At 71.0% G+C, this 15,386-nt stretch carries 13 protein-coding genes; 4 read left to right on the top strand and 9 right to left on the bottom strand.

The window, feature by feature from the left end:
• On the top strand, window positions 1-432 hold a 432-nt coding region (locus K2X24_RS24330), incomplete at its 5' end, for a ketopantoate reductase C-terminal domain-containing protein (RefSeq protein WP_292501971.1).
• 29 nt (window positions 433-461) lie between these two features.
• On the top strand, window positions 462-2,009 hold the full coding sequence (locus tag K2X24_RS24325; RefSeq protein WP_292501969.1) for an acyl--CoA ligase: 1,548 nt from the start codon (window positions 462-464) through the stop codon (window positions 2,007-2,009).
• A gap of 28 nt (window positions 2,010-2,037) precedes the next feature.
• Here K2X24_RS24325 and K2X24_RS24320 read toward each other — a convergent pair whose 3' ends face one another.
• From K2X24_RS24320 to ileS, 7 genes are all read right to left on the bottom strand, one after another.
• Complete coding sequence (locus K2X24_RS24320; RefSeq protein ID WP_292501967.1) at window positions 2,038-3,189, bottom strand: histidine kinase dimerization/phosphoacceptor domain -containing protein; 1,152 nt, start codon at window positions 3,187-3,189, stop codon at window positions 2,038-2,040.
• 127 nt (window positions 3,190-3,316) lie between these two features.
• Window positions 3,317-5,167, bottom strand: a complete 1,851-nt coding sequence (locus K2X24_RS24315) for a potassium transporter Kup (RefSeq protein ID WP_292501977.1) — start codon at window positions 5,165-5,167, stop codon at window positions 3,317-3,319.
• A gap of 192 nt (window positions 5,168-5,359) precedes the next feature.
• The gene (locus K2X24_RS24310; RefSeq protein WP_292501965.1) at window positions 5,360-6,655 is read right to left on the bottom strand and encodes a pitrilysin family protein; all 1,296 of its coding nucleotides are present in this window, start codon (window positions 6,653-6,655) and stop codon (window positions 5,360-5,362) included.
• A 102-nt stretch (window positions 6,656-6,757) separates the two neighbouring features.
• Window positions 6,758-8,137 (bottom strand): pitrilysin family protein, encoded by a 1,380-nt coding sequence (locus K2X24_RS24305; RefSeq protein ID WP_292501963.1) that lies wholly within the window; start codon window positions 8,135-8,137, stop codon window positions 6,758-6,760.
• Window positions 8,138-8,288: 151 nt separating this feature from the next.
• Window positions 8,289-8,924, bottom strand: coding sequence for a hypothetical protein (locus K2X24_RS24300; RefSeq protein ID WP_238278567.1), 636 nt, complete (start codon window positions 8,922-8,924; stop codon window positions 8,289-8,291).
• Between the two features lie 218 nt (window positions 8,925-9,142).
• Complete coding sequence (lspA, locus tag K2X24_RS24295; protein WP_292501976.1) at window positions 9,143-9,631, bottom strand: signal peptidase II; 489 nt, start codon at window positions 9,629-9,631, stop codon at window positions 9,143-9,145.
• Window positions 9,632-9,686: 55 nt separating this feature from the next.
• A complete protein-coding gene (gene ileS / locus K2X24_RS24290) occupies window positions 9,687-12,665 on the bottom strand; it encodes an isoleucine--tRNA ligase (protein ID WP_292501960.1) in 2,979 nt (992 codons plus the stop codon).
• A 405-nt stretch (window positions 12,666-13,070) separates the two neighbouring features.
• Here ileS and K2X24_RS24285 point away from each other — a divergent pair, with 405 nt between their 5' ends.
• Entirely contained in the window at window positions 13,071-13,331 is a 261-nt protein-coding gene (locus tag K2X24_RS24285) for a hypothetical protein (protein WP_238278571.1), read from the top strand.
• On the opposite strand, the gene K2X24_RS24280 is transcribed toward K2X24_RS24285, so the two are convergent.
• Window positions 13,322-14,173, bottom strand: a complete 852-nt coding sequence (locus tag K2X24_RS24280) for a DMT family transporter (protein WP_292501973.1) — start codon at window positions 14,171-14,173, stop codon at window positions 13,322-13,324. The genes K2X24_RS24285 and K2X24_RS24280 overlap by 10 nt on opposite strands.
• A gap of 316 nt (window positions 14,174-14,489) precedes the next feature.
• Between K2X24_RS24280 and K2X24_RS24275 the strand changes: the two genes are divergently transcribed.
• Complete coding sequence (locus K2X24_RS24275) at window positions 14,490-14,816, top strand: hypothetical protein (protein ID WP_292501957.1); 327 nt, start codon at window positions 14,490-14,492, stop codon at window positions 14,814-14,816.
• Between the two features lie 34 nt (window positions 14,817-14,850).
• Here K2X24_RS24275 and K2X24_RS24270 read toward each other — a convergent pair.
• Window positions 14,851-15,386, bottom strand: a 536-nt coding sequence (locus K2X24_RS24270; RefSeq protein ID WP_292501955.1) for a MarR family winged helix-turn-helix transcriptional regulator, incomplete at its 5' end; no start/stop codon positions are given.

The following is a 15,386-nucleotide window of genomic DNA, read 5'->3' as shown; positions in this document are numbered from 1 at the left end:
GCGCCGGTGACCAGCGACATCCGGGCGGAGATCTGGCTCAAGCTCTGGGGCAATCTCAGCTTCAACCCGATCTCGGCGCTCAGCCACGCCACCCTGGTGGACATCTGCCGCTTCCCCGAGACCCGGGCGCTCGCCGCCGACATGATGCGGGAGGCCGAGACCATCGCGAACCGCCTCGGCATCACCTTCAAGCTCGGCATCGAGCGCCGCATCGCGGGCGCCGAGAAGGTCGGCGCCCACAAGACCTCGATGCTGCAGGACGTGGAGGCGGGCCGACCCATCGAACTCGAGGCCCTGGTCGGCTCGATCATCGAGCTCGGGCGCCTCACCGACACCCCGACCCCGCATATCGGCACCGTCTACGCCCTGATGCGCCTCCTCTCCCAGAGCCTGGAGCGGGTGCAGGGACGCCTCTCCATCACGCCGGCCTGAACCCCAGAGACATTCGAGGACGCTTCGCCATGGCCGAGACTTCCCACGCCAATCCCGCCACCACCCTCCACGCCCTGATCCGGGCCGGCGCCGACGAGGCCACCGCCCTGTCGAGCCCCGGCGGCGTGCCGCTGACCTTCGGACAGCTCCGCGCCCTCACGGACCGCACCATCGCGGCCCTGAACGCGCAGGGGATCGGCCGGAACGACCGGGTCGGCATCGTCCTCGACAACGGGCCGGAGATGGCCGCCGCCTTCATCGCCATCGGGGCGGGCACCACGGCCGCCCCCCTCAACCCGAGCTACAAGGCCGACGAGTTCACGTTCTACCTCACCGACCTCAACGCGAAGCTCCTCGTGGTCGCGGACGGCTCCGAGAGCCCCGCCGTGGCGGTGGCCGCGCGCCTCGGCGTGCCGGTGGTGCGCCTGACCCCGACCCCGGCGGAGGGGGCGGGCAGCTTCACCCTGTCCTTCGAAGGCAAGGCCACCGCGCCCGCGCCGCAGGACGGCCCGGCGCACCCGGACGATATCGGCCTCGTGCTGCACACCTCGGGTACCACCTCGCGCCCGAAGATCGTGCCCCTCAAGCAGTCGAACGTCTGCGCCTCGGCCCGCAACATCCGCACCACCCTGGCCTTCACGGCGCAGGATCGCGGCCTCAACATCATGCCGCTGTTCCACATCCACGGGCTCATCGCCGGCATCCTGGCGCCGCTCTCGGCGGGCGGACAGGTCTGCTGCACGCCGGGCTTCAACGCCCTGAAGTTCTTCGGCTGGATGAGCGAGGTCCGCCCGACCTGGTACACGGCGGTGCCGACGATGCATCAGGCGATCCTCGGCCGCGCCTCCCGCAACCGGGAGATCATCGAGGCCAACCCCCTGCGCTTCATCCGCTCCTCCTCCTCCTCGATGCCGCCGCAGGTCATGAAGGAGATCGAGGACGTGTTCGGCGCGCCCCTGATCGAGGCCTACGGCATGACCGAGGCCTCCCACCAGATGGCCTCGAACCCGCTGCCGCCGCGCCCGCACCATGCCGGCTCGGTCGGCCTCGCGGCGGGCCCCGAGATCGCCATCGTGGACGAGGACGGCGAGCCCTTGGCCCCCGGCGAGACCGGCGAGATCGTCATCCGCGGCGACAACGTGATGTCGGGCTACGAGAACAACGACAAGGCCAATGCCGAGGCCTTCACGAAGCAGGGTTGGTTCCGCACCGGCGACCAGGGCTCGCTCTCGCCCGAGGGCTACCTCTCGATCACCGGCCGCCTCAAGGAGATCATCAACCGGGGCGGCGAGAAGATCTCGCCCCGCGAGGTCGACGAGATCCTGATGGACCACCCGGCGGTGTCGCAATGCGTCACCTTCGCGATGCCGCACGACAAGCTCGGGGAGGACGTCTGCGCCGCCATCGTCCTGCGCGAGGGCCAGCATCTGGCCGAGAAGGAGCTGCGCGGCTTCGCCTCGGAGCGCCTGGCCGCCTTCAAGGTGCCCGCCAAGATCCTGATCCTCGACGAGATCCCCAAGGGCGCCACCGGCAAGCTCCAGCGGATCGGGCTCGCCCAGAAGCTCGGGCTGGTCTGAGCGGCCGGGGAGCGCACGGCGCTCCCCCTCACGCCAGCGGCGCGACCCGGAGGGAGAAATGCGCCCCCTGGACGTCGGGGGCGACGGTCAGCGCGCCGCCGAGCTGGCGCGCCAGGCTGTTGATGATGCGCATGCCGAGGCTGGCGCTTCGCGCCGCCGCCGGATCGAACCCCTCCGGCAGACCGACGCCGTCATCGGCCACGCCCAGGATCAGGCCGTCCGCATCGTCGGGCCGCGCGTCCACCCGGATCTCGCCTTCGCCCTCCGCGTAGGCGTACTTGATCGCGTTGGTGACGAGTTCGTTGACGAACAGACCCAGCGGGATCGCGAGGTCGGCGGGGATGTTCACCCGCACCGCGCGGCAGACGATGCGATGACGCGGCGCGCTCTCCTGCAGCTTGGCGCAGAGGGCCTCGAGGAAGCCCGCGACGTCGATCGCCTCCAGGCTCGGCTGGCGCCAGAGCTGGTCGTGGACCTGGGCCACCGCCTCCACCCGGGTACGGGCATCGGCCAGCGCGCTCTTCACGTCGGCGTTGTCGGAGCCCCGGGCCTGCAGCCCGAGGAAGCCCGCAACCACCGCGAGGCTGTTCTTCACCCGGTGGCTCATCTCGCGGGACAGGAGTTCCTGACGCTCCAGGGCCGCCTTCAGCCGCGCCTCGGCCCGCTGGCGCTCGATGGCGCCGCCGACGAGGTTGGCAAAGCCCTGCATGAAGGCGATGTCAGCCTCCTCGAACTGGCCCTCGCGGGTGTCGTCCACCTCCAGCACGCCGTAATTGCCGTCGCGGTTGGCGATGAGCACGTTGATCGCCCGGCGGATGCCGTGGTCGGCCATCAGCTTCGGGGTCCGGAAACGCGTCTCGTTCTCGAGGTGGTTCGAGATCACGGGCCGGCCCGTCTTCAGGGCGTAGCCCGCCGGCGAGGCGAGGTCGGCGCCGATGATGGTGGTGCCCACCGCGTCCGCAGCCCAGCCGATCCCGGCGCAGACGAGGAGGCAATCCTGGTGCGGCTTGTATTCCAGCGCCTTGCAGAACTGCGCCTCCATCCCCTCCGCGCAGAGTTCGGTGGCGCGCTGGAGCAGGGGCAGCAATTCGGTGGCGCGCAGGGCCTCGACCCCGAAATCGGAGAGGATCGCCTGTTGCCGTAGGCGGATCGCCAGGGCCTTCGGCGCCAGTTCGGTCATCGCTACGCTACACGTCCCGGGTTCGGCGCGGCCGGGCCGCCCGCCCGCGCCGCTTCCTTGTGCGACACCCGGAGCGCTGCCCGCAAGACCATAGGGCGGAGTCCGCGCGAGAGTTGATGCCCCGGGCTCAAATCTCGATCTCGGTGCCGACCTCCACCAGCTGCCGCGTCGGCACGCAGAAATGCGCGCCGGTGCGCTCGGCGTTGCGCAGCAGGAAAGCGTAGATCTCCTCCCGCCAGGTCGCCATGCCGCGCTGGTCGCTCTTCGGGATGATGGTCTCGTGCCCGATGAAGATCGTGAGATCCTCGAGCCATTCGGGCGGCAGGCGCTTGGATTCGACGGCGCAGCGCAGGCCGTCGGGCACCGAGGCGTCCTCCATGAAGCCGTAGCGCAGGATCACGCGGATGATGTCGGGCGTGATCACCACGACCTCCGCGCGCTGGTCGCGGGGCAGGGAGGGCTCCTCCTCGTAGCGGGCGGTGACGATGAGGATGCGCTCGTGCAGGGCGTGGCTGCGCTCGACGAAGCGGGACAGGTGCAGCGGAATCGCGCTGGTGGCCGAGGACAGGAAGGCGGCGTTGCCCGGCAGGACGATGGGCGGCGCGCGCCGGAGCTGCTCCAGGAACTCGCCTTCGGGCTGGCGCAGCGAAACCCGCGCCGCCTCGACGAGCTGGTTGCCCTTGCGCCAGGTCAGCATCAGGAACGCCACCAGGGCGGCGAGCATCAGCGGAAACCAGCCGCCCTCGAACAGCTTCACGCTGTTGGCGCCCAGGAACACGAGATCGATGAGGAGGAAGAACCCGTTCACCGCCAGCACGGCCACGGGGTTGTAGCCCCATTTCAACGCCACGAGGGCGGCGAGCAGGGTGGTGATCGCCATCAGGGAGGCCACCGCGATGCCGTACGCGCCGGCCAGCGCGTCCGAAGAGCCGAAGATCAGGACCGCGCTCAGGGTGGCGGCGGCGAGCAGCCAGTTCACCAGCGGCACGTAGATCTGCCCGCGCTCGTGCCGGGCGGTATGGACCACCCGCATCGGCGGCAGGAAGCCGAGCTGGATCGATTGCTGGGTGAGGGAGAAGGCGCCCGAGATGATCGATTGCGAGGCGATGACGGTGGCCACCGTCGCCAGCCCGATCAGCGGGTAATGCGCCCAGTCGGGGCTCAGGCGGTAGAACGGGTTCTCGATGGCGTCGGGCTCGACCAGCAGGAGCGCGCCCTGCCCGAAATAATGGATCACCAGGGCCGGCAGCACGAGGCCGAACCAGGAGGCGCGGATCGGCCCGGCCCCGAAATGCCCGAGATCGGCATACATCGCCTCGCCGCCGGTGACCGCCAGGAAGGCCGCGCCCAGCATGGCGAAGCTGACGTGCCAGCCCGCGTGGCCCAGGAATTCGATGGCCTTGAGCGGGTTCGCCGCGGCCAGGATCTGCGGCGCGTGCCAGATACCGCCGAGGCCGAGCAGCGCGAGCACGACGAACCAGGCGAGCATCACGGGGCCGAAGATGCGGCCGATGAAGGCCACGCCCCGGCTCTGGACCAGGAACAGGCCGATGAGGATGGCGATGGTGATGGGCACCACGAAGCGCGCGAGCCCCGGCGCCTCGACCTTGAGGCCCTCCACCGCCGAGAGCACCGAGATGGCGGGCGTGATCGCGCCGTCGCCGTAGAGGAGGGCGGCACCGACGAGGCCGACCACGAGGAGCACGCCGGTCCACGAGCCGGGCTTGGCGTGGCGGGCGCCGAGCAGGGCCAACATGGCGACGATGCCGCCCTCGCCGCGATTGTCGGCGCGCAGGATCAGCACCGCGTACTTGATGGCGACGATGAGGATCAGTGACCACAGGATCAGCGAGACGGCGCCCGTCACCGCGATCGGCGTCGGCGGCGCCCCGGCGCTGGCCGCGCGCACCGCCTCCTTGAAGGCGTAGAGCGGCGAGGTGCCGATGTCGCCGTAGACGATGCCGAGCGCGCCCAGCATCACGGCCGGGCGCAGGGCCCGCTGCCCCGTTGGGGATTCCTCGTGGGCCACGGGCACGCTCTCCGGCACGGCGATGAGATTCGCTTCTCACGCTGCGAGGTAGGCGGCGAACCTTGGCCGACCAGGGGGAAGCGTACGCGAGACCGCCGGGTTGTCAGGGGCGATCCGCGACCGCCCCCGCATGCCAGAACCCTAGAAGTCGGTCGGGCGTCCGGCGGCCACCACCAGCATGCGACCATCCGCGAAGGTGCGGGCGCCGGCGCGGCGGATATCGGCCTGCGTCACGTTGGCGACGAGATCGTTGCGGCGGGCGATGTAGTCCATGCCCAGCCCCTCGAAGGCGATCTGCACGAGCTGGTGCGCGATCTTGGTCGAGGTGTCGAAGCCGAGCGCGTAGGACCCGGTGAGGTAGTCCTTGGCCTTCTGCAGTTCGTCGTCCGAGGGACCTTCGCTGATGAGCCGGCCGATCTCCTCGCCGATCACCGACAGGGCTTCGCCGACGCGCTCGTTCTTGGTGGCGGTGTAGCCCCAGGTCATCGAGGCGGCGCGGTGGCTCACGAGCGAGGTGCCCACCGAGTAGGCGAGGCCGCGCTTCTCGCGCACCTCCTGGAACAGGCGGGAGGTGAAGGAACCGCCGCCGAGGATGTGGTTGAGGACGTAGGCCGGGATGAAGTCGGGGTCGCGCCACGGGACGCCGTTCAGGCCGAAGCGGATCACCGATTGCGGCACGTCGAGGTCGACCACGTGGCGCGCCCCGAGGTTCTGGACCCGCGTCTGCGGCACGGCCTTGAGGGGCGCGGCCATGTCGAGCTTGCCGAAGGCCCGGTCCAGGGACTCGGCGAGGCGCTCGGCGTCGATGGCGCCGACCGCCGCGACCTTCACGGCCCCGCGTCCGATGATCTGGCGATGCATCGCCACGAGGTCGTCGCGGGTGATCGCCGCGATGCTCTCGGCGGTGCCGGAGGACGGGCGCGCATAGGGGTGGCCGGCATAGGCTTCGGCGAAGAAGCGGCGCGAGGCCATCACGCCGGGATCGTTCTGTTGGTAGCGCAGGCTCGCCAGGGTCTGGGCGCGCACCCGCTCGATGGCGTCTGGATCGAGGCGGGGCTTGGCCAGCGCCAGGGCGAGGAGGTCGATGGCCTCGTCCGCGTGCTTGACCAGCATCTTGAGCGAGCCGCCCAGCGCATCGGCCCCGGCATGGAAGGACAGCTCGATGGCCCGGGCCGCCAGACGCTCCTGGAAGGCGTCCGAGGACAGGTCGCCCGCGCCCTCGTCGAGGAGGCGGGCGAGCATCTGGGCGACGCCGGCCTTGCCCTCGGGGTCCTGGGCGGCGCCCCCCTCGAAGGTGAAGGCCAGGGCGATCAGGGGCACCACCGGGGATTCGACGTGCCACGCCTCGATGCCGGGGGCGGTCGCGACGGGAACGGCCTGGGTCGGCGAGGTCGCGGAGCGGGTGGCGGTGTCGACCAGATTGGTGGCCATGGTCATGGAAACCTCATGCTGTGCGCGGGGGCGCGGCGGCGGGGCCGCTGCCGTCCGGATGGGCGCCGGGCGGCCTGCAGGCCACCCGGGTCTCACGAGAACTGGAGCTCAGGCCGCATCGGCCTCGCGAGCCTTGGTGAGGTAGCCGGTCACCGAGCGCGCCGGGACGAGGTAGCGCTCGGCCACCGCCGCGAGGCGGCCTTGCGTCACGCCCTCGATGTCGGCGGGCCAGCGGCGGACCTCCTCGATCGATTCGCCGATGGCCAGCGCCGACCCGTAGATGCGGGCCAGGGACGACTGGCTGTCGGAGGAATAGACCGTCTCGGCCACGAGCCGGGTCTTGGCCCGCTCGATCGCCTCAGGCGTAAGGGCCTCGGAGGGGACGCGGCGCAGGATCCGGTCGACCTCCTCCTCGAGCTTCTCCAGGCTGACGCCCTCGGCCGGCACCGCGTAGACCGAGAAGCGGGTGTCGTCGATCGCCGAGCCCATGTACCAGGCACCCGCGTTCACGGCGACGCCGAGCTCCATCACCAGCTTGCGGTAGAGGTAGGAGGTCGAGCCGCCGCCCATCACCTCGGCCAGCAGTTCCAGGGCGTGGCACTCGCCGTCCCGCGCGGTGATGCAGGACGGCGTGAGGTAGAGCCGCTGCAGGGTCGGCTGCTCGACCTTGGGGTCGGCCACCGCGAGGCGGCGCAGGGCCTTGGGCTCCGGCTCCCGGGCGCGCAGGCGGACGGGCCGGGTGCCCTGCGGGGTGACGCGGCCGTAGGTCTCGTCGGCCATGCGGCGCACGTCGTCCGGGGTCACGTCGCCGGCCACCACCAGGATGGCGTTCTCGGGCGTGTAGAAGCGCTTGTAGTAGTCGAGGGCGTGGGTGCGGTTCAGCTCCTCGATCTCGTGCATCCAGCCGATGATCGGGGTGCCGTAGGGATGGTGCACGAAGAGCGAGGCGGCCATGGCCTCGGAGAGCTGGGCGGAGGGGTCGGTCTCGACCCGCATGCGGCGCTCCTCCAGCACCACGTCGCGCTCGGGCGCCACCACGGCGTCGTCGAGGACGAGGCCGGTCATGCGGTCGGCCTCGAATTCCATCATGGTCTTGAGGTGATCGCGGGCCACGCGCTGGAAGTAGGCGGTGTAGTCGTAGGAGGTGAAGGCGTTCTCCTGGCCGCCGAGGCCCGAGACGGCCTTCGAGAAGGCGCCGATCGGATGCCGCTCGGTGCCCTTGAACATCAGGTGCTCGAGGAAGTGGGCGATGCCCGACTGGCCGAGCGGATCGTCGGCCGAGCCGTTGCGGTACCACACCATGTGGGTGACGACGGGGGCGCGGTGGTCGGGAACGACGACGACGTCGAGGCCATTGTCGAGCGCGAAGGCGCTGACCTCGGGGCCGCCCGCCTCGGAGCGCCCGAAGGAGGCGGCATCCGCCCGGCCGGCGCTGGCATGGCCGCGCGACGGACCGAAATGGGGCGTGTCCTTCCTGAACAGATGCATCAATGCTGATCCTTCCGCGGCCGGCCCGTTGCGGAGCCGTCCGTCCTGTTGGAATTGCGCCCGCCGCGCGCCACCGGTCGGGGCGAAGCGGATGGGCGTCGGGCCCTCGACGGCGACCGGGGCCCGCGCGGCGCCGGCACCGGACCCGGGTTCAGTTCGCCGAGCGGGCGCGCAGGTAGGCGCCCGGATCGGATTCCTCGCGCTCGCGCGAGGGATTGTTGACGGGATCGCCGTTGCTCTTGGCGATCTTGCGCGGCGCCTTGCGGTAACCGGTCGGCGGGTCGGTGAGCACGTCGCGGTCGGGCTCCACCGCGGAGGGCTCCGCCACTTCCGCCGAGCGCAGTCCGAAGGGGTTCGACCAGAAGGAATTGCGGTCGTCGTTCTCGCCCTCGGGCCGCCCGTTCTCCGTGCGGGCCTGGGCCCCCGCCCGGCGACCGGCCCGCATCTCGTCGATGGACAGGGTCATGTTGTTGTCGTTCATCCGCCCTTGGGTGCCGCGCGCGATCGGCTTGCGGGCCTCCTCGCGCTCACGCTCGCGCTGGACGATCTCGGGATCCTTGGGCCATTGCGCCGAAGCTTCCGGCTGGCGCGGCGGCGGCAGGGCCCGGCCGTCGAGCTTGGGCGGCATCACCAGGGGGGCGCGCTCGCGGTAATTGATGGCGGGCTTCTCGGGCTCGATCAGGCCGATATTGCTGAGGGCGTCCCGCATGAACACGCCCTGCTGCGCCTGCGCGCTCGCCGCGCTCAGAACGCCCACCACCACCAGCAAACCCCGATGCCCGATCATGTTGTCCCCGTTCTTCGCCCGGCTGGTCGGCCTCGGTTTCCCGTGCCGGAATGGGCGCTTGAATGGGCCCTCGGCCGCCGCCTGATCCGACCCGTCCGGCCTGATCCCGGTTTCAGGCGATCGTATGGCGCCTTGACCGCAGCGCACCAGCCTCCGCCGCACAACGATCCCCGGTGTGGTTTACGGATCACATCCGCGCACGGAATGCGGGGCCGCCCTCACGATTGCGAATCGCCGCGCTTCGGCGCCGGCCGGAGGCTGTCGAGGATGAGGCCGACCACGCCGGCGACGATGGCCGCGTCGGCGACGTTGAACACGTACCAGGACCACCGGCCCCAGTGCAGGTGCACGAAATCGAACACCGCGCCGTAGGCGGCCCGGTCGATGGCGTTGCCGATGGCGCCCCCCGCCACGAGCCCGAGGGCGAGACCCAGCAGGCGCGCTTCGGCCCGCCGCATCCAGAGGATCAGGGCGATCGCCGCGACGCAGGAGACCATCACGAGGACCCAGCGGCCGAGGCTGCCCTCCTGCTGGAACATCCCGTAGGACACGCCCCGGTTCCAGACCACGAGGAACTCGGCGAAGGAGGCGAGCCGCCAGGGCTGCGTCAGCACGAGGTCGGTGCCGAAATACAGCCCGAGCTTCGTCGCCTGATCGAGGCCGAGGGTGCCGAGGAGCGCCGCGAGGCCGAGGCGGAAGGGGGTCAGGCGCACGGGCCTGTCCTCCCCCCGAGGCGGGGGAAGGGATGGCGCGGCATCCGCTTCACGCGGCGCTCGCGCCGGCATCGGCGGCGTGGGCGGCGTCCCACTCGCGCAGGGCCCGGGCGTCGCGGGGCGTCACGTCGGGATAGTCCGGGTCCGCGCCGACCTCGGGCGTCACCCGCCAGGACCGGGCGCATTTGCGCCCCTCGGCCAGCGCCGGCACCACGGCGACGCCGCGCACGTCGTCGAGGCGGAACGCCTCGGCCGGGCCTTCGCCCTCGGCGATGCGGATCGCGGAGGTGATGCAGACATCGGCGAAATCGACGCCCTCCACCACCGCGCGCAGGTCCGCATCCGCGATGTACACGGTGGGGGCCGCCTCGAGGCTGGCACCGATGCGCTTGGCCGTGCGCTCGATCTCCAGGGCGCCGGTGACGACCCGGCGCACCCGGCGGATCTGCTGCCAGCGGGCGGCGAGCGCCTCGTCCCGCCAGGAGGCCGGCGTCTCCGGCAGCGTCTGGAGATGGACCGAGCCGGTCTCCGACGGGTAGCGGTCGAGCCAAGCCTCCTCCGCCGTGAAGGCCAGCACGGGCGCGAGCCAGATCGTGACCCGGCGGAAGGTCTCGTCGATGACCTGGAGGGCGGCGCGGCGCACGGTCGAAGAGGCCGGGTCGCAGTAGAGCGCGTCCTTGCGGACGTCGAAGTAGAAGGCCGAGAGGTCGCCGGTCATGAACCCGTTGAGGAGCGCCACCACCCGCTTGGTGTCGAAGGTGGCGTAGGCCTCGCGGATCTCACCGTCGAGCTCACACAGCCGGTGCCGGATCAGGCGCTCCAGCTCGGGCAGCTCCGCGTGGGGGATTTCGGTACCGGGCTCGAAATGCGCCAGGGAGCCCAGCATCCAGCGCAGCGAGTTGCGCAGCTTGCGGTAGGTCTCCGCGAAGGTCTTGATGATCTCCGGACCGATGCGCAGGTCGTCGGCGTAGTCTGAGGCCGCCACCCATAGGCGCAGGATGTCGGCGCCCGAATCCTTGATGACGTTCTGCGGCGCGACGACGTTGCCCTTCGACTTCGACATCTTCAGGCCCTTGGGGTCGAGCACGAACCCGTGGGTCAGGACGATGTCGTAGGGCGCGCGGCCCCGCGTGCCGGCGGATTCGAGCAGGGACGACTGGAACCAGCCGCGATGCTGGTCGGACCCCTCGAGATACATCACCGTGTCGTCGCCGCCGTCGCGGCGTCGCTTGATGCCCGCGAGGCCGGGGAACTGGTCCGCGTCGTCCAGCACGAAGGCGTGGGTCGAGCCGGAATCGAACCAGACGTCGAGGACGTCCGTGACCTTTTCGTAGTCCGCCGGATCGTGCTCCGGCCTCAGGAAGCGGGCACCGTCCGCATCGGTGAACCAGGCGTCGGCGCCCTCCGCCTGGAAGGCCGCTTCGATGCGGGCATTCACCGCCGCATCGCGAAGGACCTCGTGGGTGCCGCGCTTGACGAAGACGGTGATGGGCACGCCCCAGGCGCGCTGGCGCGAGACCACCCAGTCGGGCCGGTTGCCCACCATACCGTTGATGCGGTTCCTGCCCTGGGGCGGCACCCAGCGGGTGTCCTCGATGCCCCGCATGGCGACCTCGCGCAGGGTCTGGCCGCCGAGGGACCCCACCGGCCGGTCCATCGCGATGAACCATTGCGGCGTATTGCGGAAGATGACCGGCTTCTTCGAGCGCCAGGAATGCGGGTAGCTGTGCTTGAGCGTGCCGCGCGCCACCAGGGCGCCGGCCTCTGTCAGCGCGGCGATGACCGCTTTGTTGGCGTCGCCCTTCTCGCCCTTCTGGTTCAGGACACGTTTTCCCGTGAAACCGGGCGCCTCCTCGGTCAGCGCGCCGTCGGCATCGACGGTGTAGGGGATGCGGGTCTCGATGCCGCGCTGGGCGAGGGCGCGGCCGTTGGCCATCCAGACCTCGAAATCCTCGCGGCCGTGGCTCGGCGCCGTATGGACGAAGCCGGTGCCGGCCTCGTCGGTGACGTGCTCGCCGTCGAGGAGCGGAACGGCGAAGTCGTAGCCGGACAGGTGACCGGCCAGCGGATGGCTCAGGGTCAAGCCCGCGAGTTCGGCCGGCGCGACGTCGCGCAGGCGCTCGAAGGCCTCGACGCGGGCACTCGCGAAGACGGACGCGGCCAGCGTGTCGGCGAGGACGTAGGCGTCCCCGATCCTGGCCCAGTTGTCCTCGGCCGCCGCCGTGACCCGGTAGAGGCCATAGGCCACCTTTCTCGCGTAAGCGACGGCGCGGTTGGCCGGCATGGTCCAGGGCGTGGTCGTCCAGATCACGACCCGTGCCGCCGCGAGATCCGCCGCCGCACCGCCGGTTATCCGGAATGCCGCGAAGATCGCGTCGCTGACGACGTCCTCGTATTCGACCTCGGCCTCGGCCAAAGCGGTCTTCTCGACCACCGACCACATCACCGGCTTCGAGCCCCGATAGAGCTGGCCGGTGGTGGCGAAGGTCATGAGCTCGCGGGCGATCGCGGCCTCGGCCGGGAACGACATGGTGACGTAGGGGTGGTCCCAGTCGCCGGTGACGCCGAGGCGCTTGAACTCCGCGCGCTGCACGTCGAGCCAGTGCCCCGCGAAGGTCCGGCATTCCTGGCGGAACTCGATGACCGGGACGTCGTCCTTGTTGCGGCCCTTGGCGCGGTACTGCTCCTCGATCTTCCACTCGATGGGCAGGCCGTGGCAGTCCCAGCCCGGCACGTAGTTGGCGTCGTAGCCGAGCGCCCCTTGCGCGCGGACGATCACGTCCTTCAGGATCTTGTTGAGCGCCGTGCCGATGTGGATGTTGCCGTTGGCGTAGGGCGGGCCGTCGTGCAGCACGAATTTCGGGCGGCCGGCGGCCTGCACGCGGATCTGGCGATAGAGGTCGGTGGCGGCCCAGCGCTCCAGCAGCAGGGGCTCGCGCACCGGCAGGCCGGCCCGCATCGGGAACGCGGTCTGGGGCAGGAACAGGGTCTTCGAATAGTCGCGGGCGGGAGAGGTCGGGTCGGTCATGGGATGTCTGGGGGGTCTTCGGCGCTGATCGGTCTTGGGGGCGGTCGGCGGGCAATCTGCCACCGGGGCCGGCGGAATGGAGGCGAATCCTCGCCCTCCCGGCCTTCGCGTCGGACCGCCGCGGCGGCCCTCAGGCGCAGGCCGGGCTCATAATTCGCAGGGCGGACGGGATCGGCGCGCCGCGCCGCGTCCGGAGATCACCATGAGCGTCCATCCGGCGGCTTCTAGCAGCGGCGCCGGCCCGAGACCAGCGAGCTTTAAGCTTGCCTCAAACACTGCGGTCGTTCCACGGGAGCCTATTTCAAGCTCGGCCGTTGGTCCGCACGCGTTCGGGTGCCGGCCGGTTTCGGCACGGGGCCGAGTTCGAGGGGTGGCCGAGACGCGGCGTCATTGGGAGACAGCACCATGAGAAAAGCTCTGCTCGCCGCCAGCCTCGTCCTCTCCGCCTTCGCGCTCTCGGGCGCGGCCGAGGCGCAGGGCCTGCCGGGCGGCATCCGCCGGGGCGCGGCCGAGGGCGACCGGGTCGCCGGACCGATCGGCGGGATCGTCGGCGGCGCGGTCGGCGGCGCGGTCGGCACCGTGAACGGGGCCCTCGGGATCGATCCGGGCCGCCGGGCCTATCGCACGCGCATGAAGTCGCGCCGTCACCACCACCGTCACCGCTGAGCGGGACGCGTCCGGGCCGACCTGCGCTCCTGGGCCAGGAGGTAGAGCCCGGACCCGATGACGATGGACGCGCCGATCAGCGTCCATCGGTTCGGCACGTCGCCGAACACGAGGTAGCCCAGCATCACCGACCAGAGCAGCTGGGTGTAGATGAAGGGCGCCAGCACGTTGGCGGGCGCCCGGGCATGGGCCAGCACCAGGAGCCAGTGCCCCAGGGTGCCGAACAATCCGACCCCGACCAGCAGGGCCCAGGTGCTCCAGGCCGTCGGCGTGGTCCAGATCCAGGGCAGGAGCGGGCTCATTACCGCGAGCCCGGCCAGCCCCGAATAGAACACCGTGGTGGCCGTCGAATCGACGCCCGCGAGCTTGCGCGTGGTCAGGACGTAGAAGGCGTAGCACAGCATGTTGCCGATGCTGAGGAGCACCGCCGGCTGAAACGCGCCGACGCCCGGCCGGACGATGACCAGGACCCCGAGGAAGCCGATCCCCACCGCCACGAGCCGGCGCGGCGACGACCATTCGCCGAGCAGCGGACCGGCGAGCAGCGCCACCATCAGGGGCGTGGCGAACTGGATCGAGAGGGTCTCGGCGAGCTGCAACTGGCGCAGGGCCAGGAAGTTGAGGGCCGTGGAGCCGAACAGCAGCAGCGAGCGTAAGGCCTGCAGCCCGAGCCGGTTCGTGCGCGCGACGCCGGGCGTGCGCACGGGATTGAGCACCATCAGCACGAGGCCGACATTCACGGCATAGCGCATGAAGGTGGAGAGCAGCGGGTCGACGCCGTGGCCGGCCAGGGTCTTGGCCGAGGCGTCGAGGCAGGCGAAGAAGGCCAGCGTCCCGCACATCAGGGCGATGCCGGCGAGTCGCCGGCTGCGCGATGCAGCGTGCCCCGAGGTGACTTCCACGGCCCGATCCCGTTTCCCGGCGCCCCGCCCGGCGCGGGTCGCGCGCGCAGCTTTAGGGCAGCGAAGGCCACGCGGGCACCCGCCTGTGGGGCAGGGCGGGGGCGCAGCCAATGCGCCCTGTCCGAATCCGGCGCCACGCCTCAGTTGGCGGAGCCTCCTTCACCACCCGCCACATCCACCAAATGTTATCGACCCTGCGGGACAATCAGCGCGACGAATTCGGTTGGGACGCGGGATGGCGCGCTGGATACCCCTCATGGCGAGCATCGGCCTCGTCAGCCTGATGGTGCTTCCCGCCCCCGGCATCTGGGGACTCCTGATCGGTGTCGGCTGCAGCCTCGCGATCCTCGTCTCGGCGTTCGTCTGGGTGCTCGACCAGATCGCGACGCGACTCGCCCGGACCTGGGACCGGCGCGATCGGCGGCGGCGGCGCCGCGCGATGCATGCGGGCTCCGGGATGATGCGCAAGGCCGGAGGGCCGGCCCCGGTCGAACCGCCGCGACCGTCGCCGATCCAGGAGCGGGCCCGGATCGCCGCCCTGCGTCGGCAAGCGAGCGACGCCGAACCGTTCCGGGTGCGCTGAGCGACTCTCGGCGCGTCCGGGTGGCGAGTGGGGCCTACAGGGCCTCCGGCACCGCCAGGGTGTCGGGCTCGTCCTCGTCCATCTCGGAATCGCCCTCGACCTCGTGGCCGGTCACGCCCGAGACCTCCGCGAGGTTGCGGGCGGCCTTGCGCAGCAGCTTGCGCAGGCGGCGCTTCTCCTTGCCGTCGAACCCGTCGAGGAGTTCGGCCTCGACGTCGTCCCAGATCCGCTCGATGGCGGCGGCCTTGGCCAGACCCGTCTCGGTGAGGCGCACGCGCACGATGCGGCCGTCACCGGCCTCGGCCCGGCGCTCGACGAAGCCGAGGGCCGCCAGCCGCGAGATGGTCTTCGAGGCGGTGGGCGGGCGCACCCGCAGGGTCGCGGCGAGATCGCCCATCGTCATGGTGCCGGCCGCCGCCAGCGCTTGCACGACCTGTTCCTGCCCGGCGAAGAGGTCGAGGGCCGCCAGCCGGTCGCCGACGCGGGAGCGGTGCAGGCGCGCGGCCTGGACCAGGGCCCAGCCGACGCTCTTGGAGCCCGGCGGCCGCAGGCGCTTGTCCGACTTCGCCG

It is taken from the genome of Methylobacterium sp., assembly GCF_019750675.1.
Taxonomy (GTDB): domain Bacteria; phylum Pseudomonadota; class Alphaproteobacteria; order Rhizobiales; family Beijerinckiaceae; genus Methylobacterium.
This window is presented reverse-complemented; position numbering and strand designations above follow the sequence as displayed.

Excerpts from the sequence above, each read along its gene's own strand:
- K2X24_RS24275 (WP_292501957.1), top strand. The coding sequence starts at position 14,490 with ATGGCGAGCATCGGCCTCGTCAGCCTGATGGTGCTTCCCGCCCCCGGC.
- K2X24_RS24285 (WP_238278571.1), top strand. The coding sequence starts at position 13,071 with ATGAGAAAAGCTCTGCTCGCCGCCAGCCTCGTCCTCTCCGCCTTCGCG.
- K2X24_RS24315 (WP_292501977.1), bottom strand. The coding sequence starts at position 5,167 with ATGCTGGGCGCGCTCGGCATCGTCTACGGCGACATCGGCACCTCGCCG.
- K2X24_RS24305 (WP_292501963.1), bottom strand. The coding sequence starts at position 8,137 with ATGCATCTGTTCAGGAAGGACACGCCCCATTTCGGTCCGTCGCGCGGC.
- K2X24_RS24280 (WP_292501973.1), bottom strand. The coding sequence starts at position 14,173 with ATGTGCGGGACGCTGGCCTTCTTCGCCTGCCTCGACGCCTCGGCCAAG.
- K2X24_RS24320 (WP_292501967.1), bottom strand. The coding sequence starts at position 3,189 with ATGACCGAACTGGCGCCGAAGGCCCTGGCGATCCGCCTACGGCAACAG.
- K2X24_RS24310 (WP_292501965.1), bottom strand. The coding sequence starts at position 6,655 with ATGACCATGGCCACCAATCTGGTCGACACCGCCACCCGCTCCGCGACC.
- K2X24_RS24300 (WP_238278567.1), bottom strand. The coding sequence starts at position 8,924 with ATGATCGGGCATCGGGGTTTGCTGGTGGTGGTGGGCGTTCTGAGCGCG.
- K2X24_RS24325 (WP_292501969.1), top strand. The coding sequence starts at position 462 with ATGGCCGAGACTTCCCACGCCAATCCCGCCACCACCCTCCACGCCCTG.
- ileS (WP_292501960.1), bottom strand. The coding sequence starts at position 12,665 with ATGACCGACCCGACCTCTCCCGCCCGCGACTATTCGAAGACCCTGTTC.